At 42.9% G+C, this 19,873-nt stretch carries 23 protein-coding genes, 1 riboswitch and 1 other annotated feature; of the genes, 14 read left to right on the top strand and 9 right to left on the bottom strand.

Translation table 11 applies throughout. The features are described 5' to 3' along the window. The first annotated feature begins 191 nt into the window (after nucleotides 1-191). The 7 genes from IGJ26_RS11075 (at nucleotide 192) to IGJ26_RS11045 (ending at nucleotide 6,676) form a co-directional block, all read left to right on the top strand. On the top strand, nucleotides 192-1,022 hold the full coding sequence (locus tag IGJ26_RS11075; RefSeq protein ID WP_086296999.1) for a MetQ/NlpA family ABC transporter substrate-binding protein: 831 nt from the start codon (nucleotides 192-194) through the stop codon (nucleotides 1,020-1,022). A gap of 50 nt (nucleotides 1,023-1,072) precedes the next feature. After that, nucleotides 1,073-2,653 (top strand): ABC transporter substrate-binding protein, encoded by a 1,581-nt coding sequence (locus IGJ26_RS11070; protein WP_016613557.1) that lies wholly within the window; start codon nucleotides 1,073-1,075, stop codon nucleotides 2,651-2,653. Between the two features lie 72 nt (nucleotides 2,654-2,725). Beyond that, the gene (locus IGJ26_RS11065) at nucleotides 2,726-3,685 is read left to right on the top strand and encodes an ABC transporter permease (RefSeq protein ID WP_005234830.1); all 960 of its coding nucleotides are present in this window, start codon (nucleotides 2,726-2,728) and stop codon (nucleotides 3,683-3,685) included. Further along, nucleotides 3,685-4,515, top strand: coding sequence for an ABC transporter permease (locus tag IGJ26_RS11060; RefSeq protein WP_016613556.1), 831 nt, complete (start codon nucleotides 3,685-3,687; stop codon nucleotides 4,513-4,515). Before IGJ26_RS11065 ends, IGJ26_RS11060 begins: the two co-directional genes overlap by 1 nt. A 3-nt stretch (nucleotides 4,516-4,518) precedes the next feature. Then, the gene (locus IGJ26_RS11055) at nucleotides 4,519-5,397 is read left to right on the top strand and encodes an ABC transporter ATP-binding protein (protein WP_005234835.1); all 879 of its coding nucleotides are present in this window, start codon (nucleotides 4,519-4,521) and stop codon (nucleotides 5,395-5,397) included. After that, nucleotides 5,397-6,287 carry an ATP-binding cassette domain-containing protein gene (locus IGJ26_RS11050; RefSeq protein WP_194199513.1) on the top strand — a complete coding sequence of 297 codons (891 nt, stop codon included), beginning with the start codon at nucleotides 5,397-5,399 and terminating at the stop codon, nucleotides 6,285-6,287. Before IGJ26_RS11055 ends, IGJ26_RS11050 begins: the two co-directional genes overlap by 1 nt. Then, entirely contained in the window at nucleotides 6,284-6,676 is a 393-nt protein-coding gene (locus IGJ26_RS11045; protein WP_194199514.1) for an OsmC family protein, read from the top strand. The genes IGJ26_RS11050 and IGJ26_RS11045 overlap by 4 nt, the downstream gene beginning before the upstream one ends. A gap of 55 nt (nucleotides 6,677-6,731) precedes the next feature. Here IGJ26_RS11045 and IGJ26_RS11040 read toward each other — a convergent pair whose 3' ends face one another. Beyond that, entirely contained in the window at nucleotides 6,732-7,388 is a 657-nt protein-coding gene (locus tag IGJ26_RS11040) for a Crp/Fnr family transcriptional regulator (protein ID WP_034872302.1), read from the bottom strand. Nucleotides 7,389-7,610: 222 nt separating this feature from the next. Between IGJ26_RS11040 and IGJ26_RS11035 the strand changes: the two genes are divergently transcribed. The 4 genes from IGJ26_RS11035 (at nucleotide 7,611) to IGJ26_RS11020 (ending at nucleotide 11,336) form a co-directional block, all read left to right on the top strand. Beyond that, complete coding sequence (locus IGJ26_RS11035; RefSeq protein ID WP_194199515.1) at nucleotides 7,611-8,876, top strand: MFS transporter; 1,266 nt, start codon at nucleotides 7,611-7,613, stop codon at nucleotides 8,874-8,876. Nucleotides 8,877-8,907: 31 nt separating this feature from the next. Continuing rightward, nucleotides 8,908-9,090, top strand: coding sequence for a hypothetical protein (locus tag IGJ26_RS11030; protein ID WP_005225550.1), 183 nt, complete (start codon nucleotides 8,908-8,910; stop codon nucleotides 9,088-9,090). Between the two features lie 231 nt (nucleotides 9,091-9,321). Then, nucleotides 9,322-9,423, top strand: a riboswitch (THF riboswitch). A gap of 26 nt (nucleotides 9,424-9,449) precedes the next feature. After that, nucleotides 9,450-9,980: a folate family ECF transporter S component gene (locus tag IGJ26_RS11025; protein WP_005234846.1), complete on the top strand. Its 531-nt coding sequence runs from the start codon at nucleotides 9,450-9,452 to the stop codon at nucleotides 9,978-9,980. Nucleotides 9,981-10,109: 129 nt separating this feature from the next. After that, nucleotides 10,110-11,336 (top strand): glycoside hydrolase family 3 N-terminal domain-containing protein, encoded by a 1,227-nt coding sequence (locus IGJ26_RS11020; RefSeq protein WP_194199516.1) that lies wholly within the window; start codon nucleotides 10,110-10,112, stop codon nucleotides 11,334-11,336. A gap of 71 nt (nucleotides 11,337-11,407) precedes the next feature. Here the strand turns inward: IGJ26_RS11020 and IGJ26_RS11015 are convergent, their stop codons facing one another. The 8 genes from IGJ26_RS11015 to IGJ26_RS10980 all read right to left on the bottom strand — a co-directional run bounded on the left by IGJ26_RS11015 (nucleotide 11,408) and on the right by IGJ26_RS10980 (nucleotide 16,245). Continuing rightward, a complete protein-coding gene (locus IGJ26_RS11015; protein WP_008378897.1) occupies nucleotides 11,408-12,259 on the bottom strand; it encodes an Rgg/GadR/MutR family transcriptional regulator in 852 nt (283 codons plus the stop codon). 404 nt (nucleotides 12,260-12,663) lie between these two features. After that, entirely contained in the window at nucleotides 12,664-12,852 is a 189-nt protein-coding gene (locus tag IGJ26_RS11010; protein WP_005234854.1) for a hypothetical protein, read from the bottom strand. Between the two features lie 229 nt (nucleotides 12,853-13,081). Further along, the gene (locus tag IGJ26_RS11005) at nucleotides 13,082-13,504 is read right to left on the bottom strand and encodes a glyoxalase (protein WP_005234855.1); all 423 of its coding nucleotides are present in this window, start codon (nucleotides 13,502-13,504) and stop codon (nucleotides 13,082-13,084) included. 103 nt (nucleotides 13,505-13,607) lie between these two features. After that, nucleotides 13,608-14,192 (bottom strand): AAA family ATPase, encoded by a 585-nt coding sequence (locus IGJ26_RS11000; RefSeq protein WP_008378893.1) that lies wholly within the window; start codon nucleotides 14,190-14,192, stop codon nucleotides 13,608-13,610. Nucleotides 14,193-14,308: 116 nt separating this feature from the next. Further along, nucleotides 14,309-14,680, bottom strand: a complete 372-nt coding sequence (locus tag IGJ26_RS10995) for a hypothetical protein (protein ID WP_008378891.1) — start codon at nucleotides 14,678-14,680, stop codon at nucleotides 14,309-14,311. A 257-nt stretch (nucleotides 14,681-14,937) separates the two neighbouring features. Next, nucleotides 14,938-15,423 (bottom strand): tetratricopeptide repeat protein, encoded by a 486-nt coding sequence (locus IGJ26_RS10990; protein WP_008378889.1) that lies wholly within the window; start codon nucleotides 15,421-15,423, stop codon nucleotides 14,938-14,940. A gap of 57 nt (nucleotides 15,424-15,480) precedes the next feature. Then, nucleotides 15,481-16,008, bottom strand: a complete 528-nt coding sequence (locus IGJ26_RS10985; RefSeq protein ID WP_016613544.1) for a GNAT family N-acetyltransferase — start codon at nucleotides 16,006-16,008, stop codon at nucleotides 15,481-15,483. 24 nt (nucleotides 16,009-16,032) lie between these two features. Then, on the bottom strand, nucleotides 16,033-16,245 hold the full coding sequence (locus tag IGJ26_RS10980; protein WP_008378885.1) for a hypothetical protein: 213 nt from the start codon (nucleotides 16,243-16,245) through the stop codon (nucleotides 16,033-16,035). A 720-nt stretch (nucleotides 16,246-16,965) separates the two neighbouring features. Beyond that, nucleotides 16,966-17,019 (top strand) — a sequence feature (sodium ion sensor (DUF1646 type); this cis-regulatory element may regulate processes involved in with the transportation of sodium ions). Between the two features lie 112 nt (nucleotides 17,020-17,131). Between IGJ26_RS10980 and IGJ26_RS10975 the strand changes: the two genes are divergently transcribed. Genes IGJ26_RS10975 through IGJ26_RS10965 form a run of 3 tightly spaced genes read left to right on the top strand, consistent with a single transcriptional unit; the run spans nucleotide 17,132 to nucleotide 19,870 of the window. Continuing rightward, nucleotides 17,132-17,464: a hypothetical protein gene (locus tag IGJ26_RS10975; RefSeq protein WP_008378883.1), complete on the top strand. Its 333-nt coding sequence runs from the start codon at nucleotides 17,132-17,134 to the stop codon at nucleotides 17,462-17,464. Then, a complete protein-coding gene (locus IGJ26_RS10970) occupies nucleotides 17,442-19,403 on the top strand; it encodes a V-type ATP synthase subunit I (RefSeq protein ID WP_194199518.1) in 1,962 nt (653 codons plus the stop codon). The genes IGJ26_RS10975 and IGJ26_RS10970 overlap by 23 nt, the downstream gene beginning before the upstream one ends. Continuing rightward, the gene (locus tag IGJ26_RS10965) at nucleotides 19,400-19,870 is read left to right on the top strand and encodes a V-type ATP synthase subunit K (RefSeq protein WP_005225567.1); all 471 of its coding nucleotides are present in this window, start codon (nucleotides 19,400-19,402) and stop codon (nucleotides 19,868-19,870) included. Before IGJ26_RS10970 ends, IGJ26_RS10965 begins: the two co-directional genes overlap by 4 nt. Nucleotides 19,871-19,873: the final 3 nt, after the last annotated feature.

Below are 19,873 nucleotides of genomic sequence, written 5' to 3'. Positions count from 1 at the left end.
TGTATAGGATAAAGTTACACTACATATGAATAGTGAGTCCGATGTTTTCGGTTGACGGCAACAGGCATTTGCCATTTCTCCTTTGAAAAAACAATTTGTTTTGAGAAACAGAGGTGAAATTGGTCTAGTTGAGCAATACGTCAAGAAAACGGGACGATTGATCTGAGGAGGGAACAAAAGGGGAAAAAGGGATGAAAAGAAACGTAGTAAAGGGATTGGCAACAGGGGCTCTTGGATTGCTGGCATTGTTCAGCTTCGCCGCTTGCGGCAGCAGTCAAGCAGATGAGGAATCCACCGTTGTCAAATTGGGTGTCGTGGGTGAGCAAAACGAAGCCTGGGAACATGTGCAGGAAGAATTGAAGGAAAACGAAAATATCGACTTGCAATTGGTGAAATTCACCGATTATCGTCAGCCAATCGTGGCGCTTGAGGATGGCTCAATTGACCTTCACGCAGCATTGACGGAGATTTTTATGGACAATGTCAACGAAGAAAGTGGTTATTCCAACACGACGATTGCCTATACGACATTAAACCCACTTGGTATTTATTCCGATAAAATCACCGATGTCAACGAATTGGCAGATGGTGCTACGGTGGCTTTACCCAATGATGTCTCAAATGAGAGCCGTGCACTATTACTCTTACAGACCGCCGGTTTGATCACTTTGGATGAATCAAAAGGTTTACTGCCAACAACCAGTGATGTCATTGACAATCCCAAAGCCCTGAAATTTGAGCTACTTGACTCCAATCAAACTGCTCGGGCAATGACCGATGTCGACATTTCTTTGATCAATAATGGCATGGCCGTCGATGCTGGTTTGGTTCCTACAGAAGATGCGATTTTCTTAGAACCTGTGGCTGATTCCTCCAAGCCTTATTATAATGTGATCGCTGCGCGAGCAGACGAAGCAGACAATGACGTTTACCAAACGGTCGTTCGATATTATCAGACCGATGAAGTAAAAGCAATCATCGAGGAAGTAACAAAGAAATCTAGTATACCTGTATGGGAATAGAAAGTTAAAAACGACTATTACTATATAGGAACAGGAAGTAGGATGGAAAAATGATAAATTGGAAAAAAGGTTTAGCAAGTGTTGCCGTCGTTGGACTAGGATTTGTTCTAGCAGCCTGCGGTGGATCAAATACAGAAGAAACGTCAACCAGTAGTGCAGCTGGAGCTGGGGATGATTCAACATTCACTTATGCGATCAGCGGGGACCCATCGTCCACTAACCCGATCAACACCAGTGATCGTTGGGGATTGACAGTGACAAACATGATCTATTCTCCACTAGTTACAGTGGAAGCAGACGGAACAACACAAAATGCGTTGGCAGAATCAGTGGAACCAGCTGAAGATGGCCTTTCATTGACAGTACATTTGAAACAAGATGTGAAATGGTCAGATGGCGAAGACTTTACCGCCGATGACGTTGTTTTCACATATGAACAAAAAGTCAAAAAAGAAAATGGCAATGCCGATTCCCTTTGGGTCGACGACCAACCAATCGCGATCGAAAAAGTGGATGAATACACCGTCAAATTCGTGTTGCCGACACCGAGTGCGGCAGCGATCAGCAATATTGCAACCGAAACATACATCATTCCCGAGCATATCTTTAAAGATGTTACCGACTTCTCTGTCAGTGAACTGCCTGAAAAACCAGTCGGCACTGGTCCGTATCAACTGAAAGAATACAAACGTGGTGAGTACTTTACTTTTGAAGCCAATGAAAACTATTATGGCGGCAAGCCTTCGATTCAAAATGTGACGTTGCGCATCATCGAAAGTACCGATACTGCGAAAGTCGCTTTGCAAAAAGGGGAAGTGGATGCAGCCGTTGTCTTGCCTTCAGATATTGAAGACTTAGATGATGAGCAGATCTCTGTTTATCCTTATACTGAAAACCGTGTTGGTTATCTAGGCTTGAACACTCACTCAGATGCTTTGCAAGATGTGAAAGTTCGACAAGCAGTTCTCTATGCGTTGAACAAAGATGAATTAAATCAAGCAGCATATTTAGATGAAGAGTATTATGCAACACCATATTCATTCTTGCCACCGAACAACCCATACGTCACTGATGATGTTGAAAAATATGAGACGAATGCTGAAAAAGCAAAAGAACTTTTACAAGAAGCTGGTGTGACTGATTTGTCATTGAATTTGGCTTTCAACTCAACCGATCCAGCCCAAACGATCCAAGCTACGTTGATCCAACAACAATTGCAACAAGCAGGCATAACGGTTACACTTGAAGGTGGCGATGGTACAGCGATCTTTACCGAGTTGAAGAAACCTGATTCAACGAAGTACAACTTATTCCTTGGCGGGTATATCATGGGAAATGACCCTGACTTATACGGCAGTCTATTTGAAACTGGGGGTAGTGCCAACTACTTCCAAAGCAATAGCGAAACCATTGACAATTTGTTTGCCCAAGCAGCAGTTGAATTAGACACGGACAAACGTGAAGCATTGTATGATGATTTGCAAAAGGCCATTGCTGACGAAGCGATCATTTACCCAATCGTTGACAACAAGAAAATCCTAGCGGTCAATAACCGAATTGGTAATGTAGAAGATGCAGGTTTGATCCCAATCTATACATTCGAAGATATGTCTAAATTGACAATCAAGTAAATCCATTGGCTGTGATAAAGAGGAATCTTTTTTATCACAGCTTTTTTCTATGAAAAAGAAAGTAGGTCAGTTATGTTTCGATACATTGCAAAACGAGTATTGCAAGCAATCCCTTTGCTGTTTGTGATCTCTTTTATCGTTTTTTCACTTATACATATCGCACCGTATGATGTGATCGACTCCATCACGACACCCAATATGTCGCAAGAGCAAATCGATCTTTTGCGGCAGCGCTATGGCTTGGATCAACCCTTTCTGGTTCAATATTTTCTTTGGATCAGAAATATTCTTACCGGTAATCTTGGCTTTTCTTTGGTGTCTCAAAGTAGTATTTCGCAAGAACTTGCGACTCGGATTCCCAATACCATGCGCTTAGTCATCCCCGCTTATTTGACTGCCTTGTTGTTGGCCATCATTTTGGGCCTGTTGGCTGCTGCCAACAAAGGAAAAATTTGGGATCGAATCATTGACGCTGTGGCATCTCTAGGGATCGCTGTGCCGACCTTCTGGTTTGCGATGATCTTGATTTATGTATTTGGTTACTTATTAAATATGTTTCCAATCATTGGCATGTATACGGTCGGTAAAGAAGGGGATTTTGGCGATTTTCTGCAGCATTTTATTTTGCCTTATACCACATTGACAGTCGCCTTCTTTCCAGATTTGACGCGGTATATCCGCGCATCAGCGACACAACAAGTTTCAGAAGACTACGTGATGGTGCAACGGGCATTTCATGCCAGCAAATGGCAGATTTTCAGCCGTCATATTAGTCGAAATATTTTGATTCCTGTTGTCACCCAAATCGGCTTGGCGTTGCCGATGTTAGTTACCGGTGCGATCATTACAGAAACGATCTACGGCTGGCCGGGCGTCGGCCCTTACTTGATGAGTGCGACGAAAAGCCTCGATTATCCTGTGATCATGGCCATCATGCTGTTGTCAGCAACACTGGTCATCTTAGGGAATTTGTTAGCGGATGTATTATACTCCGTGGTTGATCCACGTATCCGTAAAGGAGGGAGTAAGTAATGAAACGTTTCAAAAAAATCAGTGAAGTCATGCTTGCTTCGCCCATCTATACCTTTTCTGTCGTTTTCCTGACGTTATTGATTATTTTGTCGCTTGTTGCACCTTTGATCCCCATCGATCCTAATACAACGGATGTCAGCAACATGTCACAGCCGCCGAGTTGGTCTCATTTATTTGGAACCGATGAAGTGGGGCGAGATTACTTTATTCGGGTCGTCTACGGCGGTCGGGTATCATTGTTTGTAGGTGTTTTGGCAATGATCACAGCGACGTTTATTGGGACTCTTGTCGGTCTTGTTTCTGGCTACTTTGGCGGTTGGATCGACAACCTGCTGATGCGGCTCGTCGATGTATTGTCATCGATTCCTTGGTTGGTGTTAGTGATCGTTTTGAGCGTCTTTTTACGTCCCGGACTAACCACGATTATTATTGTGATCGGCGGCTTCTCCTGGATGAACATCGCTCGTTTGATTCGTGGTGAAACGTTAGCGGCGAAAGAACGGGAATATGTCGCTTACGGGAAATTTATCGGACGTTCTTCATTTAGTATTATCGTGAAGCATGTTTTCCCAGCAGTGCTTCCTACCTTGATCGTTGCGGCATCTGCAAGTATTTCAGGAGCGATCATGACCGAATCGGCTTTGAGTTTTCTAGGCTTAGGAATACAGCAACCGATGGCTTCGTGGGGCAGTCTGTTGCAAAACGCGCAAAACAGCTTGCAGCGGGCACCATACATGGCGATTCTTCCAGGGCTCTTTGTTATTTTCACCATCTATTCCTTTAACAATATCGGCGACATGATCAAACATGTCTTGCAGAGAGAGGTGTGACCGATGAAGACAGAGTTATTAGCGATCGAAGCGTTGAATGTGACATTTCAAAGCAAAACCGGTCCGAAACCGTTAGTAAAAAATCTTGATCTGGTAATTCCTAAGGGCAAAGTCGTTGGGATCGTTGGCGAATCTGGCAGCGGCAAAAGTATGACCATGAAAAGCGTCATGGATCTTTTGCCTGATAAAGTGACCGATCACTATACCAGTTATACATTTGAAGGAGCAGCAGTTACCGATCGTCGAACATTACCGATCGCCATGATTTTTCAAGACCCGATGACTTCGTTAAATCCTTTGCGCACGATTGGCTATCATTTGATCGAAGTGATTCGCCGCTCACAAAAAGTATCGAAAAAAGCAGCACAAGAAATCGCCGTCAAAGAGTTAGAAAAAGTCGGCATACCTTTTCCAGCACAACGCATGAAACAATATCCTCATGAGCTATCTGGGGGGATGCGTCAGCGGGTGATGATTGCCATGGCTTTGTTGGCGCAACCGAAATTGCTGATCGCAGATGAACCGACAACGGCTTTAGATGTGACGATCCAAGCACAGATTTTGGCATTGATCAAAAACCTGCAAAGAGAGAACCAGCTTTCCGTCGTCCTTGTGACCCATGACTTTGGGGTCGTTGCAGGAATGTGCGACTTTATTAAAGTGATGTATCAAGGCCGAGTCGTGGAAGAAGGAACCACGGAAGAAATTTTTTATCAGCCGGAACATCCTTATACGAAACAATTATTGCAGGCGGCCCATTTAGGCGACAAGCATGCCGAATTAAAAGTCTTTGACTATCATGAGACATTGGCAGATGAACTGCAAGAAACGCAACTATCTAAGACACATCGCGTCTGGCGCAATCAGGAGGTGACAGAATAATGGAAGAACTGATTCGCGTAGAACATGCGACGAAAATCTTTCGCAGTAAAAACTGGCGCGGCACTGTCAGTGAAGTCCGAGCGGTCGAAGATGTCAGCCTAACGATCCATCGGGGCGAGACATTGGGGCTAGTGGGGGAATCTGGGAGTGGGAAAACCACTTTAGGACGCAGTATTTTAAATTTAGAGACCTTAACAAGCGGGGAGATTTTCTTTGAAGGCAAAGAGATAACAGCATTGACGGCAGAAGATCGCAAAGCAGCGTATCAGCAAATGCAGATCATTTTCCAAGATCCGTATTCATCATTGAATCCCCGTATGACAGCACTTGAACTGGTGATGGAGCCGTTGTATCATGAAACGAAAAATGCTGCTCGAGCGAAAGCCAAAGAAATCTTAGCGATCGTCGGGATCACCGGTGATGACGTCCATAAACTGCCTCGCAGTTTCAGCGGCGGACAACGGCAACGGATCGGTATCGCTCGTGCGGTGGTCAATCGCCCGGCGTTCGTCTTGTGTGATGAACCGACTTCGGCATTAGATGTCTCCATTCAGGCTCAGATTATCCAATTGCTGCTGCGTCTACAAAAAGAGTTTTCATTGTCTTATTTATTCATTTCCCATGACTTGTCCGTGATTCGTCATATCAGTGATCGAACAGCCGTCATGTATCAAGGAAAATTAGTTGAATTGGCACCTACCGATCGCTTGTTTGAAAATCCGCTGCATCCTTACACGAAGAAATTATTAGCAGCAGCTCCGATCGCTGATCCTGTGTTAGCAAGAGGTGCGATGGAACAAACGGAAATTCAAAGCACGATTACTTTGACACCATTGTATGAATGGGTCGAAGCTGAACCAGATCATTTTGTGAGGAGAGAAAAACGATGACAGTAGAAACATTGACGATCCATCAAGGAAGCGACAAATTTGAAATGACGACCCCAACTGGCAATTGGGTGTTAGCACGGGAAAAAGGCTATTCGCCAGTCCAAATGCTTGTGAGTGCGGTAGCTGCTTGCGGCGGCTATGTATACGCATCTGTCTTAGAGAATTCAAAGGTTGAAGCAGAAATCGAAAAGATCGAAGTCAGCTATGACCGAGACGACAACAAAAAAGCCCAACCAGTCAGTGCTATCCACATTCAGTTTTATGCGAAAATCGCCGAAGCTGATCATGACAAAGCGACCCGTTGCCTAAAACTCGTTTCACCAAATTGCCCCGTGATCCAATCGTTAGATCCAACGATCGAAGTGACGGAAACGGTGACGTTTATTTAATCGAAAAAAAGACTTTGTGTGCCTGAAACCAAAAGGCGTACAAAGTCTTTTTTGATCAATAAATAATATTCTCCCGAATAAAGTCGATATCGGTCACTAATAGTTTGCGATCGACACTCTTTAGAGCACCAGATTCTCGTAATTTTTGCATCATTCGATTGACACTGCTGGCAGAGGTAATGCCGCAAAAGCGAGCGATCTCTTCATTGGTGACTTCAAAGTCGATCAAGACGCCCTCTGTTGTTTGAACCCCAAAAGTTTCATAGAGCTCATTGATTTGGGTACAGACAGCACCAAATTTGCCGTTCATCAGCATTTGCTGCATCTTTTTCATCGTATCCATCAAGTTTCTCCGATAATACTCTTTGACATAATCCTGTAGCAGACGGTCACGATTGACATCTGCCCAAAATTGATCCCGCACGATTTTGTATAATTCGGCTTCTTCTGATTCAACCCGCACATTAAAAGGGGCTTCGACTTCTTGAGAGGATTCGTCTTTAAACAAAGAGACGATCTCGAAATCCGTCAAATAGCGCAAGTTGAATTCGCGCCCTTCATGGGTCACTACGCTAGTTTTGATGATGCCTTTTTTTAAAATATAGACGTACCGATCCGGGATCCCCTCATACGTCAAGTAACTCTTTTTCTTACGGATAACGATCGGTATTGCTTGTTTTTCTAAATAATCACGTAATATCTGTTTTTCCACCCGCGTTACTCCTTCACTTGATGCCAACCCAACATTTTCTAAAAAAAAGATGAAATATCCTCTATTCAAGCTTCATTAAAAGACATTTCTAGTGAAAAAGCAATAACAAATGTTAATGTTTCTTGTTAATGCTCTTTTTTAACAGCAAAAGCGCATTTCAAGTAGAGGAAGTTTCGGTATAGTAAAACGCATCACAGCACAAACAGGAGGAATGGAAGAAACATGTCAGACAGGGAAACCAATCAAGAAGGAGTCGTCAGCTCGACGCCGTCAACCAAAAATGAAAAACTATGGAACAAAGGGTTTATCACGATTACCTTGATCAATTTTATCGTCTTTCTCGTGTATTATTGTTTTGTCGTCATCACTGCGAAATTTGCCACTCAGGAGTTAGGGGCATCCACCGCACAAGCTGGCTTGGCAGCGGGGATCTACATTATCGGGACCTTGATCGCTCGCTTGTATGTTGGAAAAATTTTAGAATTAGTTGGTCGTAAAGCTGTTTTGCGCTGGGGGATATTGTTTTATGTCATTACCACCGCTGCTTATTTGGTCTCAGTCAACATTTATATTTTAGATACTGTGCGCTTTTTCAATGGCTTTGCTTATGGTGCTGTCTCAACTGCGGCTAATGCGATCGTCACAGCATATATCCCAGCTTCCAAACATGGCGAAGGGATCAATTACTATGGATTAAGTACCAGTTTAGCAGCGGCAGTCGGGCCTTTTATTGGCATGCTATTATTACCGACCGTCGGCTTTGATTTCATTATTTGGTTAGCAACCATCTTATCAATCGCAACAGCCATCGCGTGTTTCTGGTTTCCAGTCAAAAACATCCCATTAACAGAAGAACACAGAGCACAACTAAAAAAATGGTCCATCAAAAGTTTTGTCGAACCAAAAGTCTTTTTCATTTCCGGGATTGCCTTTTTGATCGGGTTGGCTTACTCCAGTGTTCTCGGCTTCTTGTCGATCTACGCCAGTGACCTTGGGTTAGAAACGGCCGGTGCTTTTTTCTTCATCGTCTATGCACTTTCCGTGACCTTCACACGACCAATGACTGGCAAACTATTTGACCGCCATGGCGCAGATGCGGTCATGTATCCTAGCTTTCTTTTCTTGACCCTTGGTCTTTTCCTATTGAGTATTACCGGCAACAGCTGGATGTTGTTGCTTGCGGGTTGCTTTGTCGGCTTGGGCTATGGCACCTTCATGTCGAATGGCCAAGCCGTTTGTCTAAAAGAGGTCGATCCTCACCGTGTCGGCGTAGCGCTCTCCACCTATTTCATCGGACTGGACCTCGGCTTAGGCGTAGGTCCCTATGCATTAGGAAGCTTGCACGGTCTGTTTGATTACTCGCAGATCTACATCTTATGCGGACTGATCCCAGTCGTCGTCCTTGTTTTATACAAATTGTTTTATAAAACGAAACGCGCAGTTGCCGCCGTTGGTACGATGAAGCAGCCAATCAACGAAGAAGACTAACCTCAACCATTACAAAAAGGAGTGTTTCACCATGGATAACAATCAACTGATTATTGAAGCATTGAACAAATTAGTAACGAACATCAACGAATTGAATGAAGAAATGCATGCCATGAAAGAGGTCACCGCAACGATGACCCATGAACAGCTTGCTATCGATCATCAATTACGCGACATCAAATCGGTATTGATCAATGACAATCTGATTGGATAATTTGTCATAAAGCATGAAAGGAAACAAGAAACAGGAATGAACGCTTTTTTTGAGAATGTTTCCTGCTCACTTACTGGTGGTAGAAAGATTCACATGAGAAAAGCGTTTTTTTGATGCACAAAAAAAGAAAAGCGAACATTGGCAGATTTTGTACAAGAAAATAAGCAAGAAAAATTGTAGCAGTCCGCGCTTGTATGCTATAGTGTGTCTGGGTAGCAATACCTAAAAAAAATCAGAGTAGGAAATAAAGCGTTAAGTGCTGAAAGGATGGGATGTTGCCTTTCGGACGAAGAACGATCATTCGTTCGCGGTTTTATTTTCGCATTCGCTGCATGAATTTGTAGCAACTCTAAAAGGAGATGCTCGCTATGAAAAGAAAAGTCGATGCACACATGATTGCGGTCATGGGACTTTTGATTGCCTTAATGGTGGTCTTGTCGCAAATCTTGGGGTTTGAAACCTCCTATATCAAAATCACATTTTCCTTTGTACCACAGCTGATCATGGGTATGCTGTTTGGTCCGTTTTGGACCGCAGTTGGCTCCTCATTAGCCGATATCGCAGGAATGGTGATTTTTCCAAAATCAGCCTACTTTTTCGGCTTTACCATCAATGCCTTTGTTGGTGGACTGATTTATGGCTACTTCTTCTATCGGAAAGAAGTCACATTAAAACGAGCGGCAACGGTCGTCTTGTTAAATACTATTTTGATAACCTTGATCTTAACTCCGATCTGGTTAGCTATGATGCTGAATATTCCTTTGACAAGCTGGGCCATCTGGTCGGTCCGCTTGCTAAAAGCAGTCATCATGTTCCCGATACAAACTGCGTTGATTTACATCGTAGGGCGTGCGGTACCATACAAACGGCTGATCCGACGGTTCGTTTAACGAGTAAAAAAGAACGATAACATCCATTGAAGTGAATCATCTGCGAATATTTCGTCAGTGGTTCACTTTTTCTTTCTAAGGATGGGCTTAGTCATTCTCAATAACTTGTTTAGAGGGGAAGGTGAACCTATGAATAAAAAAGGACTCGCTATGGGACTGTTTCTTTTCTTGGTCTTAGCAGCAATGGGAGGGATGAAGTGGGTGATAGAACAGCAAAAACAGCAAACGGAGGAGTCATCCGTGATCCAGCAAAGCAGCTCGAGAGACGAAACAAAGGAAGAAAGCAGTGCAAGCCAAGAAACCACCTCAATTTCCACGTCACCTTCTGTTTCAACTTCCACGCAAGAACAGTCAGAAGAGGCAATAGAAGAAAAAATCGCCACGATGAGTTTGGAGGAGAAGGTCGGGCAATTGTTTTTTGTCCGTGTACCTGAAAGCAATCAAATCGAAGAACTTCAAAACTATCACTTTGGCGGCTATCTGTTATTCGGCCGTGATATCGAAAATGAGACGGCGGAGAGCTTGAAACAGAAAATTTCAGATTACCAAGCAGCCAGCGCCATTCCGCTGTTGATCGGTATGGATGAAGAAGGGGGCACGGTGACTCGCATCAGCCGCAATCCGAACCTTACGGATCAGCGTTTTCTCTCACCACAACAGCTATATGCCCAAGGTGGATGGTCGGCGATCGAAGAAGATACAGCAAAGAAAGCGGAAATTTTAAAAGCGTATGGCATCAATGCCGGGCTGTTTCCCGTTGCCGATGTTTCCACTGATCCGCAGTCCTTTATCTACGACCGAACCATTGGCATGGATGCGCAGGGCACGAGTGCGTTTGTAGAACGTGTGGTTCATGTTTTGCAGAAACACCACGTGGGGTCAACCTTGAAGCATTTTCCCGGCTATGGCAACAATCGTGACTCGCATGTCGCCATCGTCACCGATGACCGCCCGCTATCTGCACTGCGGGAAACGAATTTTCTGCCTTTTGCCGCAGGGATCAAGGCTGGTGCCGATAGTATTTTGGTGGCCCATACGATTGTCAATAGTATCGATAACACTGTACCCGCCTCTATTTCAAAACCCGTGCATGAGTTGCTCCGAAATGAATTGCATTTTGAAGGGGTCATCATGACGGATGACTTGGATATGGCAGGACTTTCTGAGTTCATTCCGCAAAATGAAGCCGCATTACAGGCGTTGCAGGCGGGAAATGATCTAGTGATCTCATCTACCTACCAAGAACAGATCCCCTTTGTCGTACAAGCGGTTGAAGATGGCCGCTATTTGGAAGCTGATTTGAATGCTTCCGTCAAACGAGTTTTGCTCTGGAAAGAAGCATTGCATTTACTTTAAGAAAAAATAAACCTGCTGTTTCCTCCGTGTAAGAGAGTCGTTCTCTTACTGAGAGGAAGCAGCAGGTTTTTTTAGATACTATGAGCCAGTACCTCTAATTCTTTGGCAAAGGCTTCTTGTCCAATAAATCGCAGATAGTCCAAGGCTTTTTCAATCGTGGCCATTCCCAGCGTACGATCTCCTTGGAACAAGGCGTAAATGCCTTCGAAATAACGAATCATCAGGCGGATACGATCATTGTCCGGCGGCAGGTGATCGGCTAGATACGTCAGCACATGCGCCAACTCGGCAGGTTTTTTGCGATCGATAAACAAGAAAGCCGCATTCGTCAGCAATTTTGTGTAGATTTGATAATTGATACTTAGCGTATTGCTGTAAAAAATTTTTTTATTCAGGTGTTTCATTTGATACAAGATGTACTCGTCAGAAAAAAGGAAAAGCAGATTGGTAAATAAGGAGATTTCAAACTTTCCCCACGTGTCGATTCGTTCCAAGTATTTCTTGATGGTCGCTTCGATGATGCAACGTTCTTCCTCGTCGGTAACTACGCCTTTTTTCTCTAAAATCAAAAAGAATTGACTATACAATACATAATAGAAAAAATCCTTCGTGGTTTTATACAGTGCTTGGGCTTTGTTGATCAAAGAGAGTACTTCAGAATAATTGCTTTCATAGTAAGCGGTGGTCAACTGTTTGGATAGCTGTTTTTTCTCGCTGACTTGATTGTCATCCAAGCGATACTCAAATTCCTCTAAGGTGACATTTAAGCGGTCCAAATATTGGTGCAAAATATCAAAGGCGATGCGATGCCCTTTTTGTTCAAAGGTTGCCAGTGTACTGCGTTCTGAAATGTTCTCAACCAATTTTCGCTGTGAGATATTTCGTTCCGTTCGTAACTCTTTTAACAAGTCATTGGCCTTCAAAAAATCCCTCCTAAAAAAAGTGGACGGAAAAATAGTCCAAATATGTTACAGCTTTATTTTGCGGGTAAACTTGAAGAAAGTCAATTAAAGGAGGAGAAATGGATGTTTGATTTTTTTAGTTTTCCCTGGGAAGTTGTAGAACTAATGGCTAACGTTTTTTCTTTCTTCAAATAATCGATCCTTTGTGATTGGTTAGCAATTGATTTTTTAACAGGAAAAAAGTATAAGTGGTTTCACGTAATAAGTTACTGTTCATTCGCGCATTCAAACGCCCTCTCCCCAAACAGCTTACCCTGTCAAGGTGCGTAGGTATGCCGAATCCCTTTTAAAAAAGGAGCAAACACAACAGCGAGTGATTGCTCTTTTTTTGTTGGTCAAAAAACCTACATACGGCATCGCAACAGTCAGTTTTGCTTTTTCTTAAACATTGGTTCATTCGGATCAGAATAGTAATCAGGATTGAATTCATCATCGATCGATACCCCGAAAAGAGAAACGAGACTCGGAAGAAACCCAATCACGCCGAGGACGACGGCAACTGGAAGGTAGAATTTTTTACGCTTGTACCATGGAAGCTGCGATTTCTTTTCCATAGGAAATCCCCCTTTTCGCTTAGTGTAACATGTTCTGAGTTAGGTGTGTTAATAATTACCTTCAATACTTAAAAATATACTAAAGCGGTGTATTGGTACATCTGATAGGGCAAAAAGTTTCGCTAGGTAATTCTAGGAAAGGGTCGTTTTTTTTGTCATTGCTGCCAGAATCAAGTTTTTATATAAAAAGGAACCGAGTAAGAAAGCAATTCTTCTTACTCGGTTCCTTTTATTGAAAATAATCCTTGGCTTGGTCCATCAAGGTTTGAAAGTCTGATTCGTTTTTTCTTATTGCCTCTGTTAGGGTAAACAAATAACCGTTGGGGTCTTTGATGGTCATTTCAAGGGCATTCCAAGGCTTTTCCATCAAAGGTTCCACGATCCACTTTGAGGGAATTTTCTGAGCGATATTCTGAAGATCATTCATCGCTACATTCAAAATTGCCCCATCGCCAACAGTGAACGCTTCTGCTGCAATCAGCATCAAATCTTGGTAGTCAGCAAGACGCAGGTGGTCCATCATCACTTGATTTTCTTGATTGCGAAACTGATACAATGACTGGAAACCCAAGATTTCTGTGAACCATTTCGATGATTGCACAATATCTTTTGTCTTCATTTGGTAAAACATTGGCATAACATAAACTTTCATTTTGACACCTCCTCTTGATTAGAGGATACCGCTTGACGCAGCGTCAAAGTCAATAGACATTTTCGTATTGAAGCAAAGCTTGATAATGGCGTTTCTTTGGCACTTAAGTCAAGGAAAAATGGGCAATAATTTTTTGACTCACTTCATCAGGTGACAAGTGGGTATTGTTGATTTTCAGCGAAGGAATCGTTGGGAAAAGGGTAGTTAATTCCTGTGGCAGGCTTTCTAAGCGATAGTTTTCATACGAAGACAAAAGCTCATTTCTAGAAAAAGCCAGCGCTCTTTTTGACGGCTTTGCGGCTAAACGGTCCTCATGGCAATTGCGCTTTAAACGTTCCTCAATATCAGCCACTAATTCGATAAAATAGACCTCTTGTCGGGCATCGGTAAATAGCTGGGCGATCTCTTGTAAAAAAGCTAAATCTCCCGCTTGATCGAAATCAATCAAGACCGTAAAGATGATTGATTTTGTCGTATTATTGGCTTCATTATGAACAAAGGCTTTGAAGAGTTCGATCCGCGTTTGATTAGACAAAGCAAATGCTGCTGGGCTATAGCCAAGAAAATTCGCAAATAGATCAATGGTCTGGTGATTGAATAATAGTTTTGCATCCAACCGTTTTTCCAGTTCTTTCCCCACAGTCATTTTTCCTACCGCTTGCGCGCCAATCAAGACGATCAATGACATCACAACACATCCTTTTTATCAATCGTAACAAAGGTGGGCTATCGTGTAAATCCGTTCTTAGAAAGAAACGATTGAGAAGCTTGATTTTTTATGTGGAAACCAAGGATGCTCTTTTTTTAGGTAAAAAGGAATGAGCGAAATTTCTCCGAGACAGGAAAAAAGATCATACAGCATAGTAGCACGGTTTGGAACAACAAAATGACTAGTAGATTGATCGTTTCAAATCGTGAATAAAGATAGAAGTGGATCAGCCATTCGAAGACATTGACAAAGACTAAATAAAGGTAGTGCGCTTTTTTGACCTTGCAGTTTTTCAACCAATAATAGCTTAAGTAATAATCCAGCAAGATCATCAATAATAGAAAAAGTTTGCTAAAAGCCGTCAGATTGTCATGCTGGGAGGCAAGTTTTTGAAAAAATAGCAAAAGTGTGGGTGTCGGAATATAAATAATCAATAAGGATAGAAAAAAATAGACAATAAAGGGCATAGTCATTCCTCCAAAATATTGATAAAAAAAGCATAGATAAATTAGCAAATTTGACCGTACTCGTCAATTGGTTTTGTTATCGAAATTTTCGATAATGGATGTTTGGTATTGATTGAAGGAAAAAGGACCATAGGAAAGTCGATGGCTATTGATTCAGCAAAGCGCTGATAGCGAAGGAGTAATTAAGGGACAGGAAAAAAGAAATACTCCCTTTCTTTAATCGAGAAGGGAGTGCTTGATTGATCCGACGGAAACATCTAACCCCATGTCTCATTGAGTTTATCCGCATAAAACAAAAGTGCCTGTCGGTAAGACTGGATGTCTGGATCGCTAGAGGTTTCGGCAAGCAGGGTCAATAATCGTTCAGCGGCTTGCTCATACTCGGCTAGATTAAACAGTGTCATGGCATAGAAGGTTTGCAAAGCATGATTTTTTGGAAACAGCTGTATCGCGTGTAAAAACACTTCTTCGGCTTTTTGATACTTGCCGAGGGCACGATAGGTGCTGCCTAGACCTAGGTAGGCATCTGGCAAGTCGTTTTCTGATAACCCTAACGCGATTGCTTGTTCATAATAAGGAATTGCCTGTTGTTCTTCCCCTAAAAGATCATAACTCCAAGCCGTTTGGTAGTGGACAAAGGCATCTTGGGGATTTTCGGCAGCTAATTGAATCAATTGTTCATTTGATTGTTGCAGCTTTTTTTCAGCCCGCAGTTGGATCGCAGCAGCTAGTCGTTCATTCATTGGTTCGAAGCTCCTTTTCAAATAGTAGAAAATGACACGGATAACTTGCGAGCCTAGCTAAGGGGAAAGATCAGCCCAGCTTTCACCTGCAAAGGAAAAACCGCATGCTTCATACAGCTTGTAGGCTGGCTGATTTTCAACCGTCACTACCAGATAAAGGTGAGTGAGTCCCATGGCTTTTGCTCGTTGGATCACTTCATTCATCATTAGCTTGGATAAGCCTTTGCCTTTAAAGGCTGCGCTCATAACAACAAATAATAGCAGGGGAAGCTCTTGAAACGTGCTGGTTACTACGGCACCGATAGGATAATTATCCATTTGCAACCGAAAAGAAAGCTCTGGACTCAAGGGACCGTATTTTCCGTCAGCAGTCTCTCTCAGCTCTCTTTGCCAGTCAGCAATCGATTCCCCTTCGTCATCCGTCGTTTCATGATAGGCCGAATAAAAAAGTTCTGCGACACTTCGAGAATCCGGGATAAAGGGGTCAAAAGAAAGGGCGGATTCTTGTAAAGCTTTGGGGGTATGTTGTAAGTCACAAGCCATAATGATTCGTTTCATAGAAGCACTCCTCTCTGCTCGTTTCATTTATTATAGCAGAGCAAAGCTTTCTCAAGATCGTTTTTTTCTAATGAAAGCCCAGATACAACGAATTCCTTCGTAGATTGCAGTAAAGACAGCAACCAGAAACAAAAACGACATGTAATGAATCAAAAAAGCCAGTTGAAACCATAAGCCATAGACCATCGGCAGGACGACGAGCAAACAAATTCCCAATTCGATGTTTCGCTTTCTTCTTATTTGAAACCAACGTTCATCTGACATCCTTTTTTCCTCCTGTTCATTCTTTACACACGCTCTCAGATAAATATCCATTTTTTTATAAAATATTCAATATATTTGCGATATTTTGATTAAAAACTAGAAAATTAGTTTATTTTTTGGTAATCTTGAAGATAAGATTAGAAATAGCTGTTGTTTTTTATTTTGACTTATTATCCCACGAAAGACAAGGTGAGCACAATGGAAAGAAAACCGATGTATTTAAAAAATGGGCTTCCTCTAACAATGGAGCCTGGTAAGATTTATACATGCCTTTACCGAGGCGGTTATTTCATTTGTGAAGAAAAGGGCCAACCGCTGCCATCGATAAAAAGAGAAGCGAAATAAGCGAACTTCTCACTTAAGATTTGTCAGGGATCGAATGGGTTGTTGGAATTGTTATCTCCTTTTTGGTACCAATCAAATGATGTCTAGCATTTTCAAAAAATCTCAACGTTCTTCATTCAGACCATTCTAAGGCTTAAATTGATTTTGACCGATTTCAATTTAGTAAGAACAATCCGATCACTGACAAATGTTAGGTGAAAAGTCCCCAAGAGACTGAACGAATAGTAAGGGTTATTCGGACAGCCAAGAGCAGTGGAATTACGAGCGAACATACAATAGTAGAAATCGTCTTTTTCTCATAAAAAACGATTCTACTTGAAGGAAACATTTTTTTTTGCTATAATAGTTCAGGAATTGAAAAATAAAATAGACAAAGGTTGAGCATTTTTTATGCTTCAAGGATCAGGTTTGCCAAGGGGTGAGGCAAACATTCTTGGAGGAATGCTGGCCTTTTTTTTGTTATCAGCATACTTCTTCGTGAGGTATGCTTTTTTTGTTTATTTTTCAGTTGAGAATATAAATCACTATGGGAGGGAAATCGATGAGAGAAGCTTTGACTCGTTTACGAGAAGCAGAAGAAGCCAATGAACAGCAATTGCTCGCTTTGAAAAAAGAACTGCAGTCGGAAGAAGCGCAGCAGCAACAAGCATTGCAAGAGCGGGCTTCCGCTTTGGAAGAAGCCCTTGCTCAGGAACAAGCAACAGTCGAAGACCAGTTGCAACAGTCACTAGAAGCACAAAAGCAGCAGCTGGCAAAAGAGACCCAGCAAGTGTTAGATCGTTACCAAAAAAATATGCAAAGCTTCCAAGAGCAAGCGGTTCAACAGATCGTTGAAGGAGTGATCGGAACTTATGGCAGTAACCAAACTAAATAAACTAACGTTGATCACCCCGAAGCACTACCAAGAAAGGGTATTGACGAAGCTGCAAACGATGCAGTTTGTTGAAATCGAGAACGTATTTGAGCAGGAAGCGAACGAAACTTGGCTACGGGAATTTTTTGCAGGAGCCACCCCAGAAGGTGCTTCTCACCAACCAATGATTCGTCGACTGCAAGAAGCAATCCGCTTTATTCGCCAAAATGGTGATGCGAAAAAAGGCATAGAATGGCAACGAGATGCCTTGCGGCTGTCGGACTTTGAAACAAGCTTCGATGAAGCAGCAGCATTGACGGAGCTGGTTGAAGTCGAGAATTTGCAAGAGCGCTGGGTAGAGACGATCGAAGCGATCGAAGCAGCGACGCAGACGGAAGAATGGGCGACACAGTGGCAAAATCTTGACGTGCCGTTGGAGATCGAAGCACCTGCTCATACAAGTTTTTTTGCTGGGCGTGTCGAAGGCCCACGCTGGGAAGATCTAGCTGAAGCCTTGCGACAATTGGAAGAGGTTCATATCGAAGTGATCTATTCTGAGCCAAAAAAAGTCAATTTCAGCTGCCTATTTTTAGCAGCGATCGAAGAGCAAGTGTTCCAATTGTTTCACCGATATGGGGTGAAGAAAGAAACCGGTCTAACATCCGAATCACCAAAAGTGGTTTTGCAAAACGCGAAACAAGCGTTGACTTCCTTGACCCAGCAGCGCAAAGAACTGATTACAGAAATCAGTCAGCACAAACAACGGCTGATCCTGTTACAGCAAGCGGAAGAACTGTTTTTGACTCGTGAGAATCGGGCAATGATGCAACAGCGCTTAGCAGCTGGTCAGACCTTTGCCCTCTTGCGCGGCTGGATCGCAGAAAAGGATCAACCGTTAGTGGCGGAAATGGTCCAAGAATCCTTTGCCAACGAGATTTACTATTCGTTTGAAGAACCCACTGCAGAGGAGATCGCTGCTAATCAAGTGCCAACGAAGCTAAAAAACGCCTCGTTTATTCAACCCTTTGAAATGTTGACGGAGATGTACAGCCTGCCAAAATACGATGAGATCGATCCAACCCCATGGATGACGCCCTTTTACTATGTTTTCTTTGGTATGATGGTGGCTGACTTAGGTTATGGTGCATTAATGGCTGTAGCGACCACGATCGGGCTGCACGCCATGCGTTTGCCCAAAGGGACCAAACGGTTTCTGAAATTGTTCCAGATTTTGTCCGTGCCAACTATGATTTGGGGCGCAGTCTACGGCTCTTTCTTTGGCGCTACATTGCCCTTCCAACTTTTATCACCCTCCGAAGATTTTATGGCGATCTTTGGTCTATCCATGATTTTTGGTGGGATCCAACTGTTTACTGGCCTTTATTTAGCAGCCAAAGAAAATATCCGCAAAAAGGATCTTTTAGGTGCAGTCAACGATGGCTTTGCGTGGCTAGGACTTTTGAGTGGTCTTTTAGTGGCAGCCGCAGGCAATCTTTTGATCGATGTCCCAGCACTAACAACCGTCGGCTTGATTTTAGCAGGCTTTAGTGCCTTATTGATCATCGTGGTACCGATTCTGAAAGGGAAAACCAAAGTGGGCGGCTTCTTTTTAGGGTTGTATGACTTGTACGGTGTGACCAGTTACATCGGCGACTTTGTCAGCTACAGCCGCTTGATGGCATTAGGGATCTCCGGTGGGAGTATCGCAGCAGCTTTCAACTTATTGGTGGGCTACTTGCCGCCAGCCGCTCGTTTTTCTGTAGGCATTCTCTTATTGGTTGTCCTACAAGCTTTAAACATCTTTTTATCGTTACTGAGTGCATATGTGCATGCCGCACGTTTACAATATGTAGAGTTTTTCGGAAAATTTTTCACTGGTGGGGGGCGCCAATTTGAAACCTTCAAGCCAAGTGAGAAATACGTTGATTTTGATAAAGAAAATGGAGGAGACAATAAATGATTGATTACTTAATTAATAATAATGGTGGTATGGTGTTTGCAATTATCGGAATGGGGATCGCTACGATCTTTTCTGGGATCGGTTCAGCCAAAGGGGTGGGCCAAACTGGTGAAGCAGCGGCAGCCTTAACGACGAATCAGCCGGAGAAGTTTGGACAAGCCTTGATTTTACAATTACTTCCCGGAACGCAAGGGCTATACGGATTCGTTATTGCGTTTATGATCTATGGTAGCTTAAGTGGTGAAATGTCGACAGTGACTGGTATGGCGTATTTGATGGCCTCACTGCCAGTTGCCTTTACTGGCTTATTCTCAGGAATGGCCCAAGGGAAGGTCGCTGCAGCTGGGATTCAAATTTTAGCGAAGAAACCAGAGCATTTCTTTAAAGGGGTCATGTTCTCAGTAATGGTTGAGATGTATGCCATCTTAGGTTTTGTTATTTCTTTCTTACTTTTAGGAACGATTTAAAGG

Source organism: Enterococcus sp. AZ095a (assembly GCF_050546735.1).
In the GTDB taxonomy this organism is placed as follows: Bacteria; Bacillota; Bacilli; order Lactobacillales; family Enterococcaceae; genus Enterococcus_D; species Enterococcus_D entomosocium.
The sequence above is the reverse complement of the archived record's forward strand: the minus strand, read 5'-3'. Positions and strand labels throughout refer to the sequence as shown.